Source organism: Streptomyces sp. NPDC030838 (assembly GCF_055572035.1).
In genome coordinates, this window is the sequence record NZ_JBVIED010000006.1 from 1 (window position 1) to 23,581 (window position 23,581).

The 23,581-nt window shown below is 73.6% G+C and carries 16 protein-coding genes; 9 read left to right on the top strand and 7 right to left on the bottom strand.

From position 1 onward, the window contains the following. Positions 1-250: 250 nt before the first annotated feature. Positions 251-2,608 (top strand): helix-turn-helix domain-containing protein, encoded by a 2,358-nt coding sequence (locus ACZ42A_RS17605; protein ID WP_468528108.1) that lies wholly within the window; start codon positions 251-253, stop codon positions 2,606-2,608. On the opposite strand, the gene ACZ42A_RS17610 is transcribed toward ACZ42A_RS17605, so the two are convergent. Together ACZ42A_RS17610 and ACZ42A_RS17615 are read right to left on the bottom strand one after the other, a co-directional pair. Next, entirely contained in the window at positions 2,603-3,571 is a 969-nt protein-coding gene (locus ACZ42A_RS17610; RefSeq protein WP_468528109.1) for an AraC-like ligand-binding domain-containing protein, read from the bottom strand. The two genes, ACZ42A_RS17605 and ACZ42A_RS17610, sit on opposite strands and share 6 nt — an antisense overlap. A 131-nt stretch (positions 3,572-3,702) precedes the next feature. Next, positions 3,703-5,172: an extracellular catalytic domain type 1 short-chain-length polyhydroxyalkanoate depolymerase gene (locus ACZ42A_RS17615; protein ID WP_468528110.1), complete on the bottom strand. Its 1,470-nt coding sequence runs from the start codon at positions 5,170-5,172 to the stop codon at positions 3,703-3,705. 180 nt (positions 5,173-5,352) lie between these two features. Here ACZ42A_RS17615 and ACZ42A_RS17620 point away from each other — a divergent pair, with 180 nt between their 5' ends. The 3 genes from ACZ42A_RS17620 to ACZ42A_RS17630 all read left to right on the top strand — a co-directional run bounded on the left by ACZ42A_RS17620 (position 5,353) and on the right by ACZ42A_RS17630 (position 8,975). Further along, entirely contained in the window at positions 5,353-6,789 is a 1,437-nt protein-coding gene (locus ACZ42A_RS17620) for a tannase/feruloyl esterase family alpha/beta hydrolase (protein ID WP_468528111.1), read from the top strand. Positions 6,790-6,868: 79 nt separating this feature from the next. Further along, on the top strand, positions 6,869-7,729 hold the full coding sequence (gene folP, locus ACZ42A_RS17625) for a dihydropteroate synthase (protein WP_468528112.1): 861 nt from the start codon (positions 6,869-6,871) through the stop codon (positions 7,727-7,729). Positions 7,730-7,814: 85 nt separating this feature from the next. Further along, on the top strand, positions 7,815-8,975 hold the full coding sequence (locus tag ACZ42A_RS17630; protein ID WP_468528113.1) for a glycosyltransferase family 4 protein: 1,161 nt from the start codon (positions 7,815-7,817) through the stop codon (positions 8,973-8,975). Here ACZ42A_RS17630 and ACZ42A_RS17635 read toward each other — a convergent pair. Then, on the bottom strand, positions 8,921-9,973 hold the full coding sequence (locus tag ACZ42A_RS17635; protein ID WP_468528114.1) for a glycosyltransferase family 9 protein: 1,053 nt from the start codon (positions 9,971-9,973) through the stop codon (positions 8,921-8,923). The genes ACZ42A_RS17630 and ACZ42A_RS17635 overlap by 55 nt on opposite strands. Before the next feature lie 106 nt (positions 9,974-10,079). Here ACZ42A_RS17635 and ACZ42A_RS17640 point away from each other — a divergent pair, with 106 nt between their 5' ends. The 4 genes from ACZ42A_RS17640 to ACZ42A_RS17655 all read left to right on the top strand — a co-directional run bounded on the left by ACZ42A_RS17640 (position 10,080) and on the right by ACZ42A_RS17655 (position 16,041). Then, entirely contained in the window at positions 10,080-11,330 is a 1,251-nt protein-coding gene (locus tag ACZ42A_RS17640; RefSeq protein ID WP_468528115.1) for a glycosyltransferase family 4 protein, read from the top strand. Between the two features lie 110 nt (positions 11,331-11,440). Then, the gene (locus ACZ42A_RS17645; protein ID WP_468528116.1) at positions 11,441-13,336 is read left to right on the top strand and encodes a glycosyltransferase family 2 protein; all 1,896 of its coding nucleotides are present in this window, start codon (positions 11,441-11,443) and stop codon (positions 13,334-13,336) included. After that, a complete protein-coding gene (locus tag ACZ42A_RS17650; RefSeq protein ID WP_468528117.1) occupies positions 13,333-14,685 on the top strand; it encodes a protoporphyrinogen/coproporphyrinogen oxidase in 1,353 nt (450 codons plus the stop codon). Before ACZ42A_RS17645 ends, ACZ42A_RS17650 begins: the two co-directional genes overlap by 4 nt. A gap of 60 nt (positions 14,686-14,745) precedes the next feature. Further along, positions 14,746-16,041 carry an MFS transporter gene (locus ACZ42A_RS17655; protein ID WP_468528118.1) on the top strand — a complete coding sequence of 432 codons (1,296 nt, stop codon included), beginning with the start codon at positions 14,746-14,748 and terminating at the stop codon, positions 16,039-16,041. Between the two features lie 29 nt (positions 16,042-16,070). On the opposite strand, the gene ACZ42A_RS17660 is transcribed toward ACZ42A_RS17655, so the two are convergent. The 4 genes from ACZ42A_RS17660 to ACZ42A_RS17675 all read right to left on the bottom strand — a co-directional run bounded on the left by ACZ42A_RS17660 (position 16,071) and on the right by ACZ42A_RS17675 (position 20,977). Beyond that, entirely contained in the window at positions 16,071-16,835 is a 765-nt protein-coding gene (locus ACZ42A_RS17660) for a class I SAM-dependent methyltransferase (RefSeq protein ID WP_468528119.1), read from the bottom strand. Positions 16,836-16,941: 106 nt separating this feature from the next. Further along, complete coding sequence (locus tag ACZ42A_RS17665; protein ID WP_468528120.1) at positions 16,942-18,159, bottom strand: aminotransferase class V-fold PLP-dependent enzyme; 1,218 nt, start codon at positions 18,157-18,159, stop codon at positions 16,942-16,944. 5 nt (positions 18,160-18,164) lie between these two features. Further along, positions 18,165-19,505 (bottom strand): pyridoxal-phosphate dependent enzyme, encoded by a 1,341-nt coding sequence (locus tag ACZ42A_RS17670; protein ID WP_468528121.1) that lies wholly within the window; start codon positions 19,503-19,505, stop codon positions 18,165-18,167. Next, entirely contained in the window at positions 19,502-20,977 is a 1,476-nt protein-coding gene (locus ACZ42A_RS17675; RefSeq protein ID WP_468528122.1) for an alanine racemase, read from the bottom strand. Before ACZ42A_RS17675 ends, ACZ42A_RS17670 begins: the two co-directional genes overlap by 4 nt. Positions 20,978-21,396: 419 nt before the next feature. Between ACZ42A_RS17675 and ACZ42A_RS17680 the strand changes: the two genes are divergently transcribed. Continuing rightward, positions 21,397-23,457 carry a galactose-binding domain-containing protein gene (locus ACZ42A_RS17680; RefSeq protein WP_468528123.1) on the top strand — a complete coding sequence of 687 codons (2,061 nt, stop codon included), beginning with the start codon at positions 21,397-21,399 and terminating at the stop codon, positions 23,455-23,457. Positions 23,458-23,581: the final 124 nt, after the last annotated feature.

A 23,581-nucleotide genomic window follows, 5' to 3' on the forward strand; every position in this document is an offset into this window, starting at 1 on the left:
TCCCCCCACCCGCCACCTTCCATGTCTCCACCCCCCACCCCGCTCCCCCCCCCCCCCTCCCACCCCCCCCCCCCCCTCCCCTCTCCCCCCCCCCCCCCCCCCCCCCCGGTGCCGGTGGAGAACACCCGGACCGCAGGAGGCGGAACAACACCCGGATCCTCTACGGCCTCGACAAGAGTCCGTACGTGAAACCGCTGGTGACCCGCCCCTGACCACCTAGATCGGCACCTGCCCCCCTACACTTGGCCGCGTGGACAGGGGGGACAGCGGAAGAAGCGGTGCCGGCACGTCGTTCGGCCGTCTGTTGCGGGAGTTGCGGCAGAGCCGCCGCTGGACGATCGAGGAGCTGGCCGAGGCATCCGGCGTGTCCGGGCGTGCCATCGGCGACATGGAGCGGGGCCGCAGCCTGCGTCCGCACCGAGGGACGGTCACCGCGCTCGCCCAGGGCCTGGAGCTGGACGAGGCGGCGCACGCCGAGCTGATGGCCGCCGCCCGGGCCGGCCGTCCCGCCGCGCAGCCGTCCGCCTTCGCGGCGGTGTCGCCGTACACCCTGCCCAGAGGTGTCCTGGACTTCGTGGGCCGGCACGCGGAGCTGACCACGCTCCGCGCCCTGGTGCGGCAGGCCACCGAGGACCCCCCGACGGGGCATCAGGGAACGCGTTCCCCGGTGCCCCCGGCGGTGCTGTTCGGCCCGCCCGGCAGCGGCAAGTCCACGCTGGCGGTCCGGCTCGCCGAGGAGTCCGCGCGGTCCTTCCCGGACGGAACGTTCCTGCTGGACATGCGGGGCCTGGACGCGCAGCCGCTGTCGGCGGAGCAGGCCGTGCTGCGCCTGCTGAGTGGGTGGGGCGTCGGCGACGCCGAACTGGCCCGGCAGAGTGCCGAGGAGCGGCTCGCGCGGTACCGCGCGCTGACCGCCACGCTCCGCGCGGTCGTCGTACTCGACAACGTCGGTAGCGAAGCCCAGGTCAGGCCGCTGCTGCCGCACGAGGGACGGCTGCTCATGCTGGTGACCAGCCGTCACACCCTGGCGGGCCTGGAAGGCGTCCGGCGGGTGGAACTCGGCGCGCTGACTCCACAGGAGTCCGTCGCCCTGCTGCGGGCCGTGGTCGGCGCCGCCCGCGTGGACGCGGAACCGGAAGCCGCGCGCTCGGTGACCGAGCTGTGCGGGCACCTCCCGCTGGCCCTGCGGGTCGCCGCCAACTGGGCCGCCACCCGCACCAACTGGAGCCTGCGACGGCTCGCCGACCGGCTCGCCGACGAGGAGCGCAGGCTCGACGCGCTCAGCGCCGGTGACCTGCGCGTCAACTCCGCCTTCGCGCTGTCCTACTCGCGTCTCGCCCCGGGAGCGGCCCGGATGTTCCGGCTGCTGTCGCTGGTGCCCGGCGGGGACTTCGGCGTGCCGCCGGCGGCCGTCCTCGCGGACACCTCCCTGCCCGCCGCCGAGGACCTGCTGGAGGAACTGCTGGAGGCGGGACTCCTGATGGCCGCCCGCGGCGACCGCTACCGCTTCCACGACCTGCTCCGGCTGTACGCCCGGGCCCGCCACCGCGCCGAGGACACCGCGGAGGAGTCGGAGGCCGCGCGCACCCGCCTGCGTACCTGGCTGCTGGACACGGCCGTTCTCGCCGGCCGCTGGTACGAGCCGGACTACGGCGCGCCGCCGCCCGATCCCGGCCGCCTGGTCGCCCTCGACGACCGCGAGCAGGCGATGCACTGGCTCAAGACGGAGAGCGACCACTGGCTGGCGGCCTTCCGCGAGGCCGCCGAGGCCGGCGAGCACGCCAGGGTCGCCGAGCTCGCCGACGCCACCTTCTGGTTCTCGGACCACTGGGTGTCCTGGGGCCACTGGGTCGAGGTCTACCGGCGTGCGGCCGAGGCCGGCGCCGCGCTGGGCGACGCGTCGCTGGAGGCCGGCCACCGCAACAACCTCGCGGGCGCCTACTGGATCGCCGAACGCCGGTACGACAAGGCGGTCGTGGAGGCCACGCGCGCGAGGGAGATCGCCAGGGCCTGCGGGGACATCGTCCAGGAGGCCTGGGCGCACCATCATCTCGGAGGACTCCAGGCCCAGGCCGACGAGTTGTCGTCCGCCACCGACAACTACCGCCGGGCCATGGAACTGTTCGCCCGGGCGGACGAGATCAACGGTTATCTGGCGGCGTCCACCTTCGCCGTCAGGGTCGCGGAGAAAGCAGGCCGCCCGGAGGAGGCCCTCGCGGCCTACGAGGAGGTGATGAGCGTCCTCGCGGACCCGGGCAATCGCGACCGCGTGCCGCCCAGCATCCGGGACTACGCGCGGACGCACGCTACGTTCAGCGTGTCGTTCGTCCATCTCAACCAGGGCCGCTGGCGGGAGGCCGTCGAGGCGCTGCGCCCCCTGCGCGGCCAGCTCGACGCCCACGGCTGGCACGAGCGCGAGGGCATGCTCCGGCTCCATCTGGCCCACGCGCTCACCCACCTCGGCGAACACACCGAGGCCGAGGCGGAGTTCCGTACCGTCCTCTCGATGGTCGACAGCCTCCCAGCGGCCATGCTGGAAGAGGCGGGCGCCGCCCTCGACGCCCTGACCGCAGGACGTCCGGCCCCGCCCACCCGGTTCGGGTCATGAGGCAGTGGACTGACCGTGCACCTGCCAGTCGCGGGGCGAGACGCCGTAGGCCGCGCGGAAGACCCGGCTGAAGTGACTGGGGCTGACGAAGCCCCAGCGCCGGGCGACGGTCGCCACCCCGAGCTGCGCGGCCGCGGGCCGCTGGAGATCCCGGCGGCACCGCTCCAGGCGCTGGGTCCGGATCCACTCGCTGACGGAGACGCCTTCCAGCTCGAACAGCTTGTGCAGATAACGGACCGACAGGAAGTGGGCCGCGGCGATCCGCGACGGTGACAGATCGGGATCGGAGAGATGGCGCAGGATGTGGTCCTTCACCCGCGCGAGCATGGCCGCGGCCGCCTCCGGTGCCTGCGGCGCGAACCGGCCACGCCGTTCGTCGATCAGCAGGGCCAGCAGGTCCAGCGCGGTGACGGCGAACTCGCGGCCGACGGCCCCGCCCAGTCCGGACGCCTCGTCCGCCATCCGGGCCAGATAGGCCGCCACCAGCGCCCCGCTGCCCTCCCGGCCGGAGAAGGCCGTCGCCGTCAGCGCGCGCAGATCCTCGTCCCGTACGCGCAGCTCCTCCCGGGGGAAGTGGAAGGAGGTGAAGCAGAACGCGCCGTCCAGCTTCTTCCGGAACAGCCGGGCCGAATCGGAGAGCGAGAACTCGCCCGGCGTGACCGCGGTCTCCCGGCCGTCCTGTTGCTTCACTGAGGTGCCCCGCTGCTGCAGCGTGAGGATGAGGAACCGCCGGTCGTCGCGAGCGATCAACCGCCTGCTGCGCGTGGCCACTTGTGGCCCCGCCTGGACGCGGGACACCTGGAGCGCGCCGAGCCGGTGACTGACGATCCGTCCCGGGCTCGGCTCCGGCTCCGGCTCCAGGAGACGGACGTCGAGCGGGACGAAGGTGCGGGACACCGCTTCCCGCCAGCGTTCGGCCCGGTCGGAGGCGGACAGCGCTTCGGTGGACAGCACGACGGACACAGCGATTCCTCCACAGGCGTCGGGGACCGGCCGGCGATGCGGAACCGCCGCACGACCTGGGACGATGTCACCATTCCGGCCCGGTGCGGTCCAGGAAGAATCGGAGGAAGAAACCGCGGCTGCCTGAGGGATCAGCAGCCGGCGACGACCACGTAGTAGCCCGGCGAGGTCTGCTGCAGCGTACGGGTGGTGAACGTGTTCCACAGGCCCATGTGCTGGTCGGAACCCTTGGCGTAGGTCTGGCCGCCACTCGCGTAGGCCCGTCCGGCGACGGTGTGGTCGTAGTTGCTCGCCGTGTGGCACGTGGGGCTGAAGCCGGTGGTGGTCGCGGTCACCGCGGCGGAGGCCGTGCCCGAGGTGCCCGTGGCGTCGACGGCGGTCACCGTGTAGCGGTACGTCGTGCCGGTGGCCAGGGCGGTGTCCGTGTAGGTGGTGGACGCGGTGCTGCCCACTTTCGCACCGCCGCGGAAGACGTGGTACGACGCCGCTCCGGCGACCGCGTTCCAGCGCAGGGCGACGGTGGTGTCGGTGGTCCCGGTGACGGTCAGCCCGGTCGGGGCGGGCAGCGCTCCGGTGCCTCCGTCGCCGCCGTCCAGCCCCCAGAAGCGGGCGGTGTGATGGCTGGAGCAGATGGTGTCGAGGTAGTACGTACCGGTGGCGCCGCACTGCTCGGCGCCGCTGCCGGGGTCGACCGCGAGCCCGTGGCCCATGCCGGAGACCGAGTAGACGTGGACCGCGGGGCGCCCGGAGGCGTCGTCGTAGACGCTCAGTGTGGTGCCGCCGGTGAGGTTCTGGGTGCGGGACGGGGTCTGGCCGATGCCCCACACGTTCGTCCACTGGTCGCGCAGTTCGGTCGCGTTGGCGGGCCGGACCGTGGTGTCGGCGGTGCCCTGCCAGATCGCCACGCGCGGCCAGGAGGTGGTCCCGGCGGGAGCGGCGGCGCGCACCAGGTCTCCCCACTGGGCGGGGGTCTTGTCCGGCGGGCCGTACATGCAGGTGTAGGCCGCGGACACGGTGTCGGCGCAGCGGGCGGGCAGCCCCGAGGCGATGGCCCCGCCAGCGAAGACGTCGGGGTACGCGGCGAGCATGTTCGCCGTCATGCCGCCGCCGGCCGACAGGCCCGTGATGTGGACGCGCCGGGGGTCGCTGCCGTACTGCGCGACCGCCTTGTCGACCATCTGCCTGATCGACAGCGCCTCGCCGCGGCCGCGTGTGCTGTCGCCCGGCTCGAACCAGTTGAAGCAGGAGTTGGCGTTGTTCGCGCTGCTCGTCTGGGGGAAGACCACCGCGAAGCCGTGGCGGTCGGCCAGCTCGGGCCACCCCGAGTGGGCGTAGTAGTCGTTCGCGCTCTGCGTGCAGCCGTGCAGGGCCACCACGAGCGGGGCTCCGGAGGGCAGGCCGTCGGGTACGTAGGCGAACATGGACAGGTTGCCGGGATTGCTGCCGAAACCGGTGACCTGGGTCAGGCCCGCGGCCGAGGCGGGCGGTCCCGCGGCCACCAGTCCGGCGGTGAGGGCGAGAGCCCCCGCCGCGGCGGTGACCCAGCGGCGGATGACTCGCCCGAGGCGGCGGCTCTTCTCGGGGCGGTGCGGCTGTCTCATGGCGACTGCCTCCTGCTGCGGTGGACGGGGTGGGGGCATCATCGGGGCGGCCCCGCGTCCTAGGCATGGGTGCGGCAACCAGGTTGACCGGGAGTCATATGTGATGGGCCTCCATGGTCACAGCCGCTCCGGGCGGCCTAACCTCCCGCGCATCCATGCACCCGATCCCGGAGGCAGCTGATGCGTCTCGCCCGCGGTTCCACCCCACGCTTCTGGCAACGGGGCGTCCCGGCCGGTCTCGCCCTGGCCGCGCTCGTCCTCACCTCCTCCCCGGCGACGGCCGAGCCGGCCGACCGCGGGGCGACGGGCCACTGCGCACGCCTGGCCCAGGTGCGCGTACCGGGCGCCGAACACCAACGGACGGCCTGCCTGGAGGAGCTGACCACGGCCGGGACGGTCGCCTCCGGCCACACGGACGCCGCCGACTGGGCCGGGCTCACCCCGAAGAACCTGGCGGTGCCGAGCGGGGTCCCGGGCATCCAGATCGACGGTTACTTCCCGGACACCTCCACCACCAACACCAACCACGGCTGGAACCACGACGCCCAGTTCGTCCTCCGCCTGCCGGACCGCTGGAACGGCGGCCTGGTCGTGGCGGGCACCCCCGGCAACCGCGAGCAGTACGCCAACGACCGGGCCATCGCCGACTGGGTACTCGCCCGCGGCTACGCCTACGCCGCCACCGACAAGGGCAACACCGGGCTCGCCTTCCACCGCGACGGGAAGAGACCGGGCGACGCCATCGCCGAATGGAACCACCGGGTCACCCAGCTCACCAGAGCCGCCCGCGCGGCGGTCGCCCAGCGCTATCTGCGCCCGCCGTCCCGCACCCTGGTGACCGGCATGTCCAACGGCGGCTACCTGGTGCGCTGGCAGCTCGAGCACCATCCCGAGCTCTACGACGGGGGAGTGGACTGGGAGGGCACCCTCTGGCGCTCCGACGGACCCACCCTGCTGCACTTCCTGCCGCAGGCGCTGCGCGCGTACCCCCGGTACGCCGCGGGCGGCGCGGACGCCGAGCAGGCGCGGGCCGCGCTGCACGCCGCGGGATTCCCGGCCGGCTCGGAGTTCCTGTGGCCGTACCACCACCAGGTCTACTGGGACCTGACCCAGCGCATCTACCGCGAGGAACTCGACCCCGGCTACGACGGTCCGGCGGAGGCCGGCACGCCGTACTGCACGCCGGGCACCCCCGGCTGCGACACCGACTACGACTACGCGGCCCGCCCCGACGAGGTCAGGGACGCCGTGCGGAGGATCGCGCTCACCGGGCGGATCGGCAAGCCGCTGATCACCTTCCACGGCACCCTCGACGTCCTGCTCCCGATCGGCCAGGACTCGGACGTCTACGCCCGCATGGTCCACGACGCCGGGCGCGGCCACCTCCACCGCTACTACCGGATCGAGGGCGGCACCCACAGCGACGGCCTCGTCGACGCCTTCCCGGACCGGCTGCGCCCGCTCACGCCCTGCCACCGCTCGGCGTTCACCGCGCTCGAGAACTGGCTCGCCGGAAGCCAACGCCCGCCGGCCTCCCGCACGGTCGGCCTGCCCGCCGGGGCGGACGCCAGAGATCTGCTGACCGACTGCGCCCTCGCCGACCGGTCCCACTCCTGACCGCGAGGCCGTGCGGCCGAACGGGCGGCTTGGGCGGCGGGGCGGTTCTCGGCCGGAGGGCCGGGCTACTGAACAGGGCATGGAGATCGTGCTCGGCGGCGAACGGATCGACCTCACCCACCGGGTCCTGGTGATGGGCGTGCTGAACCGCACGCGGGACTCGTTCTACGACGGGGGCGCCTACTACGAACTGGACGCTCTGCTGCGCCGTGCCGAGCATCTCGTCGACGGCGGTGCGGACCTTCTCGACATCGGGGCCCGGCCGGGAGGAGTCGGCGTCCGCGAGGTCACCGAGCCGGAGGAGACGGACCTGGTGGCGTCCACCGTCGAGGAGCTCCGCCGCCGCTTCGACGTTCCGCTGTCCGTGGACACGCGCCGCGCGACCGTCGCCGCCGAGGCCTTCCGCGCCGGTGCCGTACTCGGCAACGACATGAGCGGCTTCGCCGACCCGGCCTATCCGGCCACCGCCGCGGCGGCGGGCGCGTCCGTCGTCGCCACGCACATCCGGCTGCCGGTCGGCGTGCCCGATCCGGATCCCCGGTACGACGACCTGGTGCGGGACGTGGCACGGCGCCTGCTGGAGCTGGCGGACCAGGCCCGGAACGCGGGCCTGGAACCGTCGGCGGTCCTGATCGACCCCGGGATCGATCTGGGCAAGAGCTGGCAGCAGTCCCTCACCCTGCTCGCCCACTTCCGCACCTTCGCGGGCCTGGGGCATCCGCTGCTCGCCGCTCCCTCGAACAAGATCTTCCTCGGCCGGCTGCTCGGCCGCGACAAGGACCAGCGTGCCCCGGCCACGGTCGCGGCCTGCGCGCTGGCCGTGAGCCGCGGCGCCCGCGTGGTCCGCGTGCACGACGCGGCCCCCGTCCGCGACGCGGTCGACCTCGCCATCGCCCTGGACACCGCGGCGGCGGACCCCGGGAAGCTGGTCCCCCGCTGATCCGCCGCCCGCACGGAACACCGTGTGGGAACCGCCCGGTCCGGGAACTCGGTGGCGCGTTGCCGACCGCGGGAGGGGATGCCCCGTGCTCGTACCCGGCGATACGGACGGCGCCGCGCCGCTCCGGCTCGGCCTGCTCGTGGACAGCGACGCCTTCGGCGGCGCCGAGGTGTACGTGCGCCAGTTACTGCGCAGGCTGCCCGAGCGGCGGTTCGCCTGCACCCTGGTGGTCGCCGAACCGGTCGCGGACCGCTTCGAGGACCTGCGGGAACGCTGCGAGGACGTCCAGGTGGTGCCGCTCGCCCGGCACCGGGACCGGGCGCCGTGGCTGGACCGCCTGCTGGACGCGCGGACGATGGACGTCTGGCACGTCAACCTCGTCGACCCGGGCAGCAACCGGGCCGCCGTCGCCGCGGCCGTGGCCCACGCGCCGACGGTCGCGACGCTCCACATGCCGGGCACCGCCGCGGACGCGACGGACGAGCTGCGCGCGCTGTTCGGGCGGCTGACCGCCGTGGTCGCCGTCTCGGCGGAGATCGCGCACACGGCGCGCGGCCGGCTCGCCGTCCCGGGCGAACGCGTCGTCCGGGTGCGCAACGGCGTCGACATCCCGCCGGCCGCCTTCCCGCCCGCGCGTGCCGCCGGGCCCTGCCGCATCGGGGCGGTGGGCCGCCTGACCCCGCAGAAGGGCTTCGACGTCCTCCTCGACGCCGTCGCCGCGCTGGTGGCCCGGGGACGGCGCGTCACCCTCGACGTGGCCGGCGAAGGCCGTGACCACGCCGCGCTGCGGGCCGCGGCCGCCGGACTGCCCGTCACCTTCCACGGATTCGTCTCCGACGTTCCCCGCTTCCTGCGGGGCATCGACGTCTTCTGCCTGCCCTCCCGCGCGGAGGCCCTCTCACTGGCCCTCCTGGAGGCGATGGCGCGTGCGCTGCCGTGTGTGACCACGCCCGTCGGCGACGTGCCCGAGGCGCTGGGCGACGCGGTCGTCACCGTGCCCGTGGAGGACGCGGACGCGCTCGCCGCGGCCCTGGACGACCTCGTCCTCCACCCCGCGCGGGCGCGCGCCCTCGGACGGCGGGCCCGTGCCACGGCGCTGGCGGGGCTGGACGCCGCGACCATGGTGACCGCCACCGGAACGGTGCTCACCGCCGCCGCCCGCGCCCACCGCGGGGAGCACCGGACACCGGGTCACTCCAGCAGGGACATCGCCGTGCCCATCACGTCCTCGGCGAGCACACCATGAGCGCACCGGAAGTCGATCGGGCACGTCAGGTGCGGGCAGGGACTGCAGTCCGCCCCGGCGCGGACCACGCGGTGCCGGAGCAGGGGATAGGCCCAGCGGACCGGGTCCCCGGAGAGGAACACCGTCACGCTGGGCGTGGCGGTGGCAGCGGCCAGGTGGGCGGCGCCCGTGTCGTTGGAGACCAGCAGGGCCGCGTCGGCGAGCAGGCAGGCGAACGCGCCGAGCGACGCCTGCCCGGTCAGATCCGCCAGCGGCGACCGGGCGTGCCGGACGACTGCCGAGGTGACCGGTTCCTCGCCCCGCACCCCCGTCACCACGCACCGCAGCCCGCGCGCCGCCAGCCCGTCGGCCACGGCCGCGAACCGCTCGGCCGGCCAGCGGCGGCTGGGCGAGGTGGCCCCCGGGTGCAGCACGGCGTAGCGGCCCGGGGCCAGCCCATGGCGGTTCATCAGGGCGCCGCACCGGGACCGGTCCCGGGCGCGCAGCGGGAAGTACGGCGTCCGCTCGGTGCCCAGCGGCCCGCCGAGGTGCGCGACGAGCCGCTGGTGCCGCCGGATCTCGTGCACTCCGCGCGGATACGGCAGGTAGAGCGCCGCATCCGTGGTCTCGAAGCCCCGCGCGGCGAAGCCGCCCCGGCGCGCGGCGGGGATCAGATCGCACGCCGCATGGGCGGCCAGACGATCGCCGTAGCCCTGGATCAGCAGGTCGAAACGGCGTGCGCGGGCCGCGTCGAGGAACGCGCCGAGCCGCTCGGGCCTCGGAGGCCGCTCGGGGATGCCCGGCCGGCCGGGGAAGGGCAGCAGCTCGTCGACGCAGTCCCGGAAACGGGCGAGGACGGGCGCGGTCTCCGGCCAGGTGATGAGAGTGACCCGCAGATCGGGACGGGCCGCCCGCAGCGCGCGCAGCGCCGGCATCGTGCACAGCAGATCGCCCAGTCCCACCCTGGCCCGCAGATAGGCGACCCGCCGCACCGCGGGATCGGCGAGGGGAGGGACCACGGCGGACCTCCCTTCACACCGCCACGCCGACCGGAGCGACCAGGGCACCGGTATCCGTACCCGCGCCCCCAAGAGCACGACCCCTCAGGTACCCAGGAGCACCAGGATGGCCGCTGACCCCCACCCCCTCCCGGCGGCCGCCCCGCACCGCGTGGTCGCGGCCGGCCTGCGCGTGCTGCGGTTCACCTCCGTCTTCGAGCCGCTCGCCGCACCCGCCGGGCTCGGCGCGCGGGCCGTGCCGTACGACCCGATCGGCGGCATGCAGAACCACACCGCGGAGCTGACCCGCTGCCTCGACCGGTGCGGCCACGAGCAGCTCGTGCTGACGTCACGGCTGGCCGGTCCCGCCGGGGCGGTGCCCCTCGGGCGGTCGGCGGTGGTGATCCGGACCGGCCTGGGCGTCCCCGTCCTGCGGCAGCTGTGGGCCCCGCCGGCGCTGGCCGCCGCCCTCGGCCGGCGGAACCCCGTCGACGTCGTCCACGCCCACGCGGGGGAGGACCTCGCGGTCCTGCCGCTCGCCCGGGTCGCCGCCGACCGCCTCCGGTGCCCCCTGGTGATCACCGTGCACTGCAGCCTCCGCCACACCCTGCGCGGCCGCGACCCGCGCACCCTGGTGCTGCGCTCGCTCGGCGCGGCGGTCGAACGCCGCCTCACGTCACGGGCCGACGCGGTGATCACGCTGACCCCCGGCACCGCGCGCCGCCTGGTCGACGGCGGCTGTCCGCCCGACCGGGTGCACGTGATCCCCTCGGGCTTCGACCCCGGCCTGTTCCAGCGGCCGTACGCGGACCCCTTCCCGGACCTCCCGCACCCGCGCGTCGTCTACGTCGGCCGCCTGGTCCGGCAGAAGGGCGTGGACACCCTGCTGGACACCTTCCCGCTGCTGCCGGCGCTCCGCGCCACCCCGCTGCTGGTCGTCGGCGACGGCCCGCTGCGGGCCGGTCTGGAGGAACGGGCGGCCCGGCTCGGCGTCCGGGCCCGCTTCACCGGCTTCCTGCCGCACCGGAGCGTCCCGGCGGTCCTCGCGCACGCCGACGTACTGGTCCTGCCGAGCGTCTACGAGGAGCTGGGCTCGGTCCTGGTGGAGGCCATGGCCGCAGGGGTGCCCGTCGTGGCCAGCCGCGTGGGCGGCATCCCCGACCTGGTGCGCGACGGCCGCGACGGTCTGCTCGCGCGCCCCGGCGACCCGGCGTCCTTCGCGCGGGCCCTCACCCGGGTGCTGGCCGACCCCGCCACCGCGACCCGCCTGGGCACGGCAGCCCGGCGGCACGCCGCCCCGTACGGCTGGCCGTCCCTCGCCGCGCGCGTCGCCGAGGTCTACCGGGCGGCGCTCGCCCGCACGGGGGACACACGATGAGCCGCGCCGCGCCCGCCCGTGCGGGAGGCACGCCATGAGCTGCGCCGCGCCCGCTCGTGCGGGAGGCACGCCATGAGCCGCGCCGCGCCCGCCCGTGCGGGAGGCACGCCATGAGCCGGGCCACCGCCTTCGGCCGGGGACCGGACGCCCGCGTCGCCGTGCTCATGCCCACGTTCCAGCAGGCGGACTTCCTCGGCCGCGCCCTGAGAAGCCTGAGGGCCCAGACGGTGCCGGACTGGGAACTCGCCGTCGTCGACGACGGCTCGACGGACCGTACGCCCGAGGTCGTCGCCGGCCACCTGTCCGACCCGCGCGTCTCCCACCACCGGTTCCGCCGCAACCGGGGCCTGGGCGCGGCCCTCAACACCGCCCTGGCCATGACCCGTGCCCCGGTCGTCGCCTACCTGCCCAGCGACGACCTGTGGGACCCCGGCCACCTGGCCGCCCTGCTGGACGTGCTCGCCGACCCGGCCGTGGCCCTCGCCCACAGCGGCGTCCGCCACCACGAACGCCGGGTCGCCCAGGGAGCCCCCGAGGGACACTGTCTGCAACTGGTGCAGGTCGCCCACCGCCGGGTGCCCGAGCGATGGCCGGAACGCGAGAGCCTCGAGAGCGACGACCTCGACCGCCTGTACTGGTCGGCCGTACGCCGCCACGGGACCGCCCGCGGCACCGGCCGCACCACCTGCACCTGGACCGACCACCCCGCACAGCGGCACAAGACGATCCGGGAGAGCCACGACGGCGGACTCAACGTCTTCCGCCGCACCTACGGCGTGCGGCGGCCGCTGCGCTTCCACTCCACCGACAGCGGCGAGACCGACGAACCCGCCCTCTACGCACGCTTCCGCCGCCGCGGCTACCCGCCCGCACCGGACGGCCTGCGCATCCTGCTCGTCGGCGAACTCGCCTACAACCCCGAACGGATCCTCGCCCTCGCCGAGCGCGGCCACCGGCTCCTCGGCCTGTGGACCCCCGACGGCCTCGGCATGAACACCGTCGGCCCGCTGCCCTTCGGCCATGTCACCGACCTGCCCCACCACGACTGGCCGCACGCCGTGCGCGCCGCCCGCCCGGACGTCGTCTACGCGCTGCTGAACTGGCGGGCCGTGCCGTTCGCCCACGCGGTCCTGCACGCCGTAGGGGACGTGCCGTTCGTCTGGCACTTCAAGGAGTCGCCCCAGGCGGCCGTCCGCCGCGGCGAGTGGCCCCTGCTCGCCGACCTCGTCGGGCTCTCCGACGCCCAGATCCACTCCTCGCCCGAGGAACGCGACTGGTTCGCGCTGGCCCTGCCCGACCGCACGGACCCGCGCACGGCATACGTCCTGGACGGGGACCTGCCCAAGGCCGAATGGTTCGACGGGCCCCGCACGGACCGGCTGTCCCGGCGGGACGGCGAACTCCACACCGTCGTCCTCGGCCGCCCCCTCGGATTCGGCCCCGGCTGCCTGCGGACCCTCGCCGCGCACCGGATCCACACCCACTTCCACGGTCTCGTCCAGGGCCGCGGCCCCACCGGCGACTGGGCGGCCTGGATGGCGGACGCGCTCCGCGACGCACCCCACCACGTGCACCTCCACCCGCACGTCGACCAGCGGGACTGGACCCGGGTGCTGTCCCGGTACGACGCCGGATGGCTGCACCGCGTCCGCAGCGCCAACGGCGGCGATCTCTCCCTCGCCACCTGGGACGACCTCAACCTCCCGGCCCGCATCCCGCCCCTGATGGCCGCCGGAGTGCCGCTGCTCCAACAGCGCAGCCCGGGCTGCGCGGTGGCCGCCGACCGGCTCGTGCGACGCCTCGGCACCGGCGTCCTCCACGACGACCTCGACGACCTCGCCGCACAGCTGAACACCACCCACACCCTGCGCCGCGCACGCGACGCCGTCGAGGAACACCGGCGCGCCTTCGCCTTCGACACGCACGCCGACGATCTGTGCGCCGTGCTGCGGCGCTGCGCCGCCGAAGGACCGCGCCACGCGAAGGAACGGAGGAGAGGGCGATGAGCGAACCACGCCTGGTCGTCATCGGCGCGGGCCCCACCGGACTCGGGGCGGCCCACCGCCTGAGCGAACTCGGGCACCGCGACCACGTCGTGCTGGAGGCCACCGGCAGGCCCGGCGGACTCGCCCGCTCCGAGACCGACGGCCGCGGTTTCACCTACGACATCGGCGGCCATGTGCTGTTCAGCCACTACCCGTACTACACGGCGCTCGTGGAACGGCTCCTCGGCGACGACTTCACCACCCTCCACCGCGCGGCGTCGATCCGCATGGAGCAGCGTGACATCCCCTACCCCTTCCAGAACAACCTCCGCGGCCTGGAACCCACCACCGTCTACGAGTGCCTGTCCGGACTCATCGCCGCGCAGCGCGACCGGGCGGACCGGCCCCCCACCGACTTCCGCGCGTGGGTCGACGCCACCTTCGGCAGCGGCATCGCCCGGCACTTCATGCTCCCGTACAACCAGAAGGTGTGGGCGACACCGCCCGAGGAGATGGCGTACCAGTGGATCGGCGAGCGGGTCGCGACGGTCGACGTGGACGCCGTGCTGCGCAACGTCCTGCTCGGCGAGGAGAACCGCGACTGGGGCCCCAACAGCACCTTCCGCTACCCCCTGTACGGCGGGACCGGCCGCCTCTTCGACAGGCTGGCCGAGCCCCTCGCCGACCGGATCCTCTGGCACCGTCGCGTCGTCGCCGTCGACCCGGCCGCCCGCGAGGTGCGCACCGCCGACGGAGACCGCCGGCCCTACGACGCGCTGCTGTCCACCATGCCCGTCGACGACCTGGTCGCCCGATGCGCCGGCGTCCCTCGTGAAGTGGCCGACGCGGCCCGGAAGTTGCGCGCCACCGGCACCCACGTGGTCGGCGTGGCGGTCGACCGCACCATCGAGGTCCCGCACACCTGGGTCTACTTCCCCGAACCCGACGTCCCCTTCCACCGGCTGACCTACCTGTCCCGCTACTCGCCCCACCTGGTCCGCCGACCGGGTCAGACCCTCCTGCTCACCGAGACCTCCACCTCGTCCCAGCGGCCCGTCGACCCCGCCTCCGTCGTCCCCGACACCGTCGAGGGCCTGATCCGCGCCGGTGTGCTCCGCCCGGACGACCGCGACCTGATCGTCTCCGTCTGGCACTGCGCCCCCGCCAAGACGTACCCCGTGCCCACCCTCGGCCGGGACGCCGCGCTCGCCGTCATCCAGCCCTGGCTGGCCCGCCACGGCATCTTCTCCCGGGGGCGCTTCGGCACCTGGCGCTACGAGATCGGCAACATGGACCACTCGTGCATGCAGGGCGTGGAGTGGGCCGACCACGTGGTGAAGGGCGAGCCGGAACGCGTCTGGCTGTCCTGAACACCACGGCGAGCCGGGGGTCTTCCGGGGGTGTGCCTGAGGCACGGCATGATTCCTGAGATGGACACGACGAACGACACGCCGGACCGGTCACGGACGCGCTGGGGAGTCCTCGCCCACCGGGACTTCCGGCTGCTGTGGTGGGGCGAGACCGTCAGCGGGCTCGGCAACAGCGTCACCGCGGTGGCCCTGCCGCTGATCGCCGTGGAGGTGCTGGACGCCGGCTCGACCGCCGTTGGTCTGCTCGCCGCGGCGGTGTGGCTGCCCTGGCTGGTGGTGGGCCTGCCGGTGGGCGCGTGGGTGGACCGGACGCGCAAGCGGCCGCTGATGATCGCGTGCGATCTGGTGTCCGTCGCGGCACTGCTGAGCGTTCCCCTGGCGGCGTGGCTCGACGCGCTCACCCTGCATCACCTGATCGCCGTCGCGTTGGTCTGCGGCACCGCGGCGGTGTGGTTCAACACCGCGTACCACGCGTACATCCGCGCCGTGCTCGACGGCCGTGACCTGCTCGAGGGCAACGCGAAACTCCAGGGCAGCGAGGCCGCCACCCAGGTCGCCGGGCCGGGCACTGCGGGCCTGCTCGCCCAGGCGTTCGGCGCGGTCGCCGGGCTCGTGGCCGACGCCGTGACGTTCCTGGTCTCGGCGGTCTGCCTGCGGCGGATCGAGGTGGCCGAGCCGGAGCGGGCTCCCGACGAGGAACGCGTGCCGCTGCGACGGCAGATCGCCGAGGGACTGCGCTTCGTGGGCCGGGACCGGTATCTGCGGCCGATGGTGATGTGGGGCGCCGTCGTCAACATGGCGCTGATGGGGTATCAGGCCGTCCAGGTCGTGTTCCTGGTGCGTACCGTGGGGCTCGACCCCGGCGTGGTCGGGCTGCTGCTGTCCGGCGGCAGCGTCGGCGGTGTGGTGGGGGCGCTGCTGGCCACCCGGGTCGGCCGGCGGCTCGGCACCGGGCGGGGCCTGCTCGTCCTGCAGGCGGTCACCGCGCCGTTCGCGCTGCTGCTCCCGATGACCACGGCCGGCCCGGGACTGCTGCTGTTCGTGCTGGGCGCCTTCCTCGTCGGGGCCGGTATCTCCGTGGCCAACGTCGTGGTCGGCAGCTTCCGTCAGGCCTACTGCCCGCCCCACCTGCTGGGCCGGGTCGTGGCCACGGCCATGATGATCAACCACAGCACCATTCCGCTCGGGGCGCTGCTCGGCGGCGTGCTCGGAGACGCGGTCGGGTACCGGACGGCCATGTGGATCACGACGGGGCTCGTCGCGCCCTGCTGGCTGCTCCTCGCCCTGAGCCCGATGCGCCGCGAGCGCGACCTGCCACACGACCGCGCGCCGGAACCGGCGCACGCCGAGGGCTGAGCACGGGGCTGCCGTACGGCCGTCGGGAGTCAGCGGATCGCGACGACCACATGGCTGTCGCCGTACTGCCAGACCGCGCCGGCCTGCCGGAACCCCGCCTGCCGCAGCAGGCGGACATGGGCGGTGAGGGAGAGAGGAACGGGGGCGGGCCCCGCGGGGGAGGGCTCGCGGCTGCGGCGTTCGGCGAGCAGGTCGGCCAGTTCGGGATCCTCGGCGACGGCCGTCCACCAGGAGGTCCAGTCCTCCGGCGTGCGGGCCTGCTGCCGCTCGGCGTGGCGACTGCCCACCCGGCCGGCGATCTCGGCGAGCCCGGGGTCGTCGTGCGGGAGATGGTCGCCGTTGACGAGGACCCCGCCGGGCCGCAGGAGGTCCGCGAGCCGCCGGTAGGTGCGCCGGAGGGCGTCCGGGTGCAGGTAGTGCAGCGCGGTGGTGGACACGGCCGCGTCGAGCGGGCGGTCCAGCTCCAGGGCCTCCGTCCAGCCCGGCGCGTCGATGTCCGCGTCGACGTACCGGGCCGCGTCCGCGTGATGGGTGCGGGCCAGCTCCAGCAGCAGCGGGTCGCGGTCCACGGCCACGATCTCCGCGTACGGCAGCCGGCGGGCGAGCCGGGAGGCCAGCGAGCCGGGCCCGCAGCCGAGGTCGACGACGAGCGGCCGCCCCGGCCGGCCCGCGGCGACGTGCTCGACGACGTCGGCGATGACCGTGAAACGCTCCTCGCGGTCGATGGCGTACCACTCTTGCTGGCGTTCCCAGCGCTCCACCCATCGCTCCGCCGTCGCCAGGCTCAGTCCCATGGGGTCGTGCCACCTTGCCGTCTCGCACCTGCTGTTTCTTGCGCACCTCGAGTCTACAGGTGAAAACGGTTCCCATTCCGCCTTTTGGTCGCTCCCGTCCGGCCCCTCACGCCAGTGAGGCCAGGACGGACAGCAACCGGTCGATCTCCGCCACGTCGTTGTAGACATGCAGACTCACCCGTACAGAACCGGTCCGCTCGCCCGCGCTGCCCTGGCAGTGCTGGTCGGAGCGGACCATGAAGCCGTGGCTGAAAAGGATGAAGCCGAGGTCGCCGGAGTCGATGGCACGGTGCCGGAACGTGACGATGCCCCGGCGCTGCTGGACGGGGGAGTCGGCGGCGAGACTCGTCTGGCAGCCCAGGATCTCGTAGGTGTCCAGGTGGCGCAGTCCGTCGGTGAGCCGTGCCGCCAGGGCGACCGTCCACCGTTCGATCCGGTCGACGCCCGCGCCGTCCAGCCAGTCCAGGGCCGTCGAGAGGGAGGCGATGCCGACGGTGTTGGGGGTGCCGGACCATCCGCCCGGCGTGAACGCCGGTCCGCGCGCCTGGCGGGCCCAGACGGCACCCGTCCCGGGCAGGGCCATGGCCTTGTGCCCGGAGAAGACGACGAAGTCGACGTCCAGGTCGGTCACGGACACCGGCACATGACCGACACTCTGGGCGGCGTCCAGGCAGATGACCGCGTCCGGGCCGACCGCCCGGCGGATCCGGTGGACGTTCATGTCGCCGCCGTACACGTGGTGGACGTGGGTGACGGCGACGAACCGGGTGCGGGAACCGGCCCGTTCGGCGAGCGCGGTGTGGTCGTAGTCCCCGGAGCCGGGCTGGTAGGGCATCGGCCGGATCCGGACGTGCACGCCCTGCCGGGCCAGCAGCCGCTGGGCCTCCAGCCACGGCTCGATGTTGGCCTGGTGGTCGGCGACGGGGACGACGATCTCGTCCCCGTCGGAGAGGAACGAGGGCAGCCAGTCCCGGGCGACCGTGCGCAGCCCCTCCGTGGTGCCACTGGTGAAGTGCACGGCCGAGCCCTCCGGGGCCGGGTCGCCCACGAACCGCTTGACCCGTTCGCGGGCCTCTTCGATCAGGGCGGTGCTCCGGTTGGCCCAGGGGTAGGTGCCCCGTCCGGCGTTGGCGTTGGTCGTGGTGAGGTAGGCCTGGACGGCGTCGAGGACGGCCTGCGGCTTCTGGGCGGTGGCCGCGCTGTCCAGGTAGGCGAGGTCCGGATGCCCGGTGACGATGGGGAACTGGCCGCGCAGCGCGCGCTGCCACTCCCGCAACTCCGTGAGCGCGGCGGTGCCCTGGGCACGGGTGCCGGGTGCGGTCATGCCGGTCAGTCCCGCACCAGCGGCGCGCCCGCGTCGCGCCAGGCGATGATGCCGCCGGCCAGACTGCGGACCTCGGGGTGCCCCATCCGGGTCAGCAGCGCGGCGTACCGGGCGGACTTCTCGCCGACCGGACAGGCCAGCAGCACCGGGCGGCTGCGGCTGAAGGGGAGCCCGCCTCGCAGCAGTTCCCCGAAGACCTCGTCGACGATGTTGACCGAGCCGTCGATGTGCAGCGCGGCGTAGGCGAACGGGCTGCGCAGGTCGACGACGAGCGGCCGGCCGGTGTCGATCCAGGCCTGGGCGTCCGCGACGCCGAGGGAGGGGGCCGTGCGGATCTCGTCCTCGGTCAGATCGGCCGGGGAGTCGGCGCGGCGGGGGCGGCCGAACAGATCGGGGCGCCGCTCGCGGACGTAGCTCAGATAGCTCTCCACCCGGTCGCAGACGATGAACACCGCCGACTGCCGCTCGGTCGGCCCTGTCTGGCGCTCCGTCAGTTCCTCGTTGACCTGGCGCAGCCGGCGCACCGCGCCGAAGTAGGCGGCGCCGCCGGTGGGACCTGCCATGATGCCGCAGCGGCGGTTGAGGGTGAGCATCCCCTCGATCGCCTCGTCGGAGCCGACCGCCTCGATCGTGTCGTAGGTGGCGGGGTCGAACAGTCCCACCTCATGGGCCTCGTCGAGGGTGCGGATGCCGGGTATGAAGTCGGACTTGCCCGCCACCAGCCCCACGACCCGTACCGACGGATCGTTCTCCCGCAGCACGCGCGCGACGCCGGTGGACGAACCGGCGGTGCCCACGCACGCGACGAACCAGTCCGGGGCACGGCCGTCCAGGTCCTTGACGATCTCCGGCCCCGTGCCGGTGAGATGGGCTTCGGTGTTGCGCGGGTTGAAGTACTGGTCGGTGTGCAGATAGGCGCCGCCCTGCTCGGAGATCGTCCGGTGGAAGAGGGTCAGCGGATCGTCGGTGGCGGTCGGGTCCAGGCATTCGCTCTGACCCGGCAGCTCCTCGATCTCCGCGCCCAGCAACAGCAGCAGCTCCTTGATCTCCGGAATGCGCATCCGGTTGGTGACGCTCTTGAAGGTCAGGCCGTGCATGCCCGCCAGGACGGCCAGCGCCTTGGCCGTGTTGCCGCTGGACAGTTCGACGACCTGACTGCCCCGCGCGGCAGCGGCGGCCAGGTGGGGACCTGCCATGTTCCAGGCGGCCCGGTCCTTCACCGAACCGAACGGGTTGAGCAGCTCCAGCTTGGCGTACAGGTCGATGTGGCGCAGACCGTGCACGGCCGGGTCGATGCGCACCAGCGGGGTGTTTCCGATGGCCTCGGTGATGCTGTCGTACCTCACTGCGCTCCCCCCACGGAGGTGGTCGGCCAGTACTGATCGTCCAGGCACCAGTGCCACGCGCCGCCCTGTTGCCAGGCGGCGACCTTGCGGGCGACGGGCTGTTGCTGGGCCCGGGTGGCGTGAAAGTCCATGCAGTAGCCGGCGGTGTTCACGAAGGCCATCAGGTCACCCGGTTCGGGCCGGCGCGGCAGGAAGACCGTGCGGCGGGTGATCAGGTCGGCCTCCAGGCACAGATTGCCGAAGAGGTGGACGGCCACCGGACCGGTGCCGGAGGGCGCCGGGTCCCGCCCGGCACGGGGGACGACGACGGGGTCCATCAGGACGCCGTGCTCCTCCAGGCCCACGTCGCCGGCGTTCGCCGCCAGCCGTACGAGGAGCGGACCGCCGGACTCCGGCTCGCGCACCTCCAGCACCGTCGCCAGGGTCATCCCGCACTGGTCCAGCAGGGCCCGTCCGGGCTCGGTGTACAGGTCGTACAGATGCTCCACCAGCAGCGCGCCCAGCGGCCGGCTGCCCAGCGACGGGGCGGGGCGCGCGAGCAGTTCGTCGAGGTAACGTGCTCCGGCGACCGGCCGGTGGGCGGGGTAGACCCCGAGGGCACCGCGCAGCGTCCCGCCCTCGTTGCGCAGTCCGTAGCCGTGCCCGCCCCAGGTCAGCGGCGGCCGGATGCCGAGGACGGCGTCGGTGAGCGCGCTGGTGTAGCGGTCCCACTGCTCGCCGTCGGCGAGATAGTCGACGCCGAACCCGCCGCCGATGTCGACGACCTGGGGCCGCAGCCCCCGGCCGCGCCCCTCCTCCAGCGCCCGCAGGCAACCTTCGAGCGCGGTCGCCTTCTCGTCGAGGCTCGTCGTGTCCAGGTGGTAGGCCACGCCGGCCAGGTCGAGCCGGTCACGGTGCCGCTCGACCGCCGCCAGCAGCGGATCCGCGGCGTGCACGGGCGTACCGAAGCGGCTGCGCCGGCTCAGCACCCGGACGCCGGACGCCTCGAACCCCGATAATCGCAGCAGGACCCGCACCCGGGGCAGCCCGAACTCGCCGACGAGCGACGCCAGTTGCTCCAGCTCGTCCCGGCTGTCGACGCTGACCGTGACCGAGGCGCGGGCGGCCAGCCACAGGAACTCGCGGGTCTTCGGCCCGGTGGCCGTGATCCGGCCGGGGCCGAAGCCGGCGCCGAGCGCGTGCTGCAGCTCGCCCAGCGAGGCGACGTCCACACCGGCGTCCGTGGCGGCCAGCCGGCGCAGCAGGGCGCTGGAACGGTTGGCCTTGTGGGCGAAGAAGATCTGCCCGGACAGATGGTGTCCGCCGTAGACCGCACGGAACTGGTCGACATTGTCCGCGATCTGATCGGGGATCACCACGTTCAACGGTGAACCGAGCGCGCCGGTGAGCGTGTGCAGCACGTCCGGGGACTCCAGCAAGGAGCCCAGGCGCGACCCCAGCCGCGGTTCCAGATACAAGGGATGCCCGCCCATGCCGCCCCTCCACCCGCACGCCAGACCCGGCATCCCGGGCACGCCCGACCACTCCCGCCCTTAGGGCCTGTCTTCCGGATCATGCCGGCGTCGCGGGGTCTGGTGCGCACATCTGCCGCGTTGTCGTCACTCGCCGACTCCCCCAAGCTCTCGACTTCGCTCGAGCAGGGGGGACCCCCATCGCGTCGACTCCCTCCTCCGCCTTGCAGCTGCACGCACCAGACCCCGCTCGGGTCGGCCAAGACGCACCGTTCCTCGCAGCCGACCTGATCCGGAAGACAGGCCCTAGCCGTATACCCCCCTTTCCATTCTCCGGTCGCTTTACGCCCGGTGCGCGGGTGGCCTGTCGTCTTGACTCCTTCGGTGCCAGTCGCGATCCTCGTCGGACTTGCGAGGACATGACAACCAGGAGGGTGGCCATGGCTCGACGCCCCGCGCGCCGTAGGCGGAAAGACGTCACGCTCGTGACGCTGCTGCTCCTGGTCCTGGCCATGGCGCTCGGGCCCGCCCCCAGCTCCGCCGCCGGCGACGACTGGTGGAACCCGACGGCACGGCCCGCGCCGGACTCGCGGATCAACGTCACCGGCGAGCCGTTCACCGGCACCGACGCCCAGGGCGAGGTGCGCGGATTCGTCGACGCCCACAACCACCTGTTCTCCAACGAGGCGTTCGGCGGACGGCTCATCTGCGGCAAGCCCTTCTCCGAGGCGGGCATCGCCGACGCCCTGAAGGACTGCCCCGAGCACTACCCCGACGGGTCGCTCGCGATCTTCGACTTCATCACCAACGGCGGTGACGGCAGACACGATCCGGTCGGCTGGCCCACCTTCAAGGACTGGCCCGCCCACGACTCGCTGACCCACCAGCAGAACTACTACGCCTGGGTCGAGCGGGCCTGGCGCGGCGGTCAGCGGGTGCTCGTCAACGACCTCGTCACCAACGGCGTGATCTGCTCGGTCTACTTCTTCAAGGACCGCGGCTGCGACGAGATGACGTCGATCCGGCTCCAGGCGAAGCTGACCTACGACCTCCAGGCGTACATCGACCGGATGTACGGCGGCCCCGGGAAGGGCTGGTTCCGGATCGTCACCGACAGCGCCCAGGCCCGCCGGGTGATCGAGCAGGGCAAGCTGGCCGTGATCCTGGGCGCGGAGACCTCCGAGCCGTTCGGCTGCAAGCAGATCCTGGACGTGCCGCAGTGCGACAAGGAGGACATCGACAAGGGCCTGGACGAGCTGTACGCGCTGGGCGTGCGCAGCATGTTCCTGTGCCACAAGTTCGACAACGCGCTGTGCGGGGTCCGCTTCGACTCGGGCGCGCTCGGCACCGCGATCAACGTCGGGCAGTTCCTGTCCACCGGCACCTTCTGGAAGACCGAGAAGTGCACCGGCCCGCAGGCCGACAACCCCATTGGCCTGGCCGCGGCCCCCGAGGCCGAGAAGCGGCTGCCGGCAGGCGTGACGGTCCCCTCGTACGACGAGAACGCCCGGTGCAACGTGCGCGGGCTCACCGCCCTCGGCGAGTACGCCGTGCGCGGCATGATGCAGCGCAAGATGATGCTCGAGATCGACCACATGAGCGTCAAGGCCACCGGCCGGGTGCTCGACATCTTCGAGGCCGAGTCCTACCCCGGGGTGCTCTCCTCGCACAGCTGGATGGACCTGAACTGGACCGAGCGGGTCTACGGCCTCGGCGGCTTCATCGCCCAGTACATGCACGGCTCCGAGGGCTTCAGCGCGGAGGCGGAGCGCACCGACGCGCTGCGCGACAAGTACGGCGTCGGCTACGGCTACGGCACCGACATGAACGGCGTCGGCGGCTGGCCCGCCCCGCGTGGTGCGGACGCCGACAACCCCGTCCGCTACCCGTTCCGCAGCGTCGACGGCGGCTCCCTCATCGACCGCCAGACCACCGGCGAGCGCACCTGGGACCTCAACACCGACGGCGCCGCCCACTACGGGCTCGTCCCCGACTGGATCGAGGACATCCGGCTGGTCGGCGGCCAGGACGTGGTGGACGATCTGTTCCGCGGCGCCGAGTCCTACCTCGACACCTGGGGCGGGACCGAAAAGCACCGGGCGGAGACGAACCTCGCCGCGGGCGCACCGGCCACCGCCTCCTCGGCGGAGTGGAACCCTTTCACCAGCTACGCGCCCGGCCGGGCCGTTGACGGCTCCCGGGACACCCGCTGGGCCAGCGACTGGAACGACGACCAGTGGCTGAGCGTCGACCTGGGCGCCACCCACCTCGTCGGCCGCGTCACCCTCGACTGGGAACGCGCGTACGGCAAGGCCTACCGCATCGATCTCTCCACCGACGGCGTCACCTGGCGGACCGCCTGGTCCACCACCGCCGGGGACGGCGGACTGGACACCGCGCGGTTCACCCGCACCCCCGCCCGGTACGTCCGTGTCCAGGGCCTGGAGCGCGGCACCGGCTGGGGCTACTCCCTCCACGAGGTCGGCGTCCACAGCGGCTGACGCCCGGGGCCGCCCGGACCGCCCCAACCACCTCGTCACCCCCGCGTCGCACCCGTCACCTCGCACGGCCATCCAACTTGAACGGTTTGTTTTCTTTAATTGTTCGTGTTTACGGGGTAGGTTT

Coding starts and splice junctions, on each gene's coding strand:
- ACZ42A_RS17615 (WP_468528110.1), bottom strand. CDS start 5,172: ATGAGACAGCCGCACCGCCCCGAGAAGAGCCGCCGCCTCGGGCGAGTC.
- ACZ42A_RS17620 (WP_468528111.1), top strand. CDS start 5,353: ATGCGTCTCGCCCGCGGTTCCACCCCACGCTTCTGGCAACGGGGCGTC.
- folP (WP_468528112.1), top strand. CDS start 6,869: ATGGAGATCGTGCTCGGCGGCGAACGGATCGACCTCACCCACCGGGTC.
- ACZ42A_RS17640 (WP_468528115.1), top strand. CDS start 10,080: ATGGCCGCTGACCCCCACCCCCTCCCGGCGGCCGCCCCGCACCGCGTG.
- ACZ42A_RS17645 (WP_468528116.1), top strand. CDS start 11,441: ATGAGCCGGGCCACCGCCTTCGGCCGGGGACCGGACGCCCGCGTCGCC.
- ACZ42A_RS17650 (WP_468528117.1), top strand. CDS start 13,333: ATGAGCGAACCACGCCTGGTCGTCATCGGCGCGGGCCCCACCGGACTC.
- ACZ42A_RS17655 (WP_468528118.1), top strand. CDS start 14,746: ATGGACACGACGAACGACACGCCGGACCGGTCACGGACGCGCTGGGGA.
- ACZ42A_RS17660 (WP_468528119.1), bottom strand. CDS start 16,835: ATGGGACTGAGCCTGGCGACGGCGGAGCGATGGGTGGAGCGCTGGGAA.
- ACZ42A_RS17665 (WP_468528120.1), bottom strand. CDS start 18,159: ATGACCGCACCCGGCACCCGTGCCCAGGGCACCGCCGCGCTCACGGAG.
- ACZ42A_RS17675 (WP_468528122.1), bottom strand. CDS start 20,977: ATGGGCGGGCATCCCTTGTATCTGGAACCGCGGCTGGGGTCGCGCCTG.
- ACZ42A_RS17680 (WP_468528123.1), top strand. CDS start 21,397: ATGGCTCGACGCCCCGCGCGCCGTAGGCGGAAAGACGTCACGCTCGTG.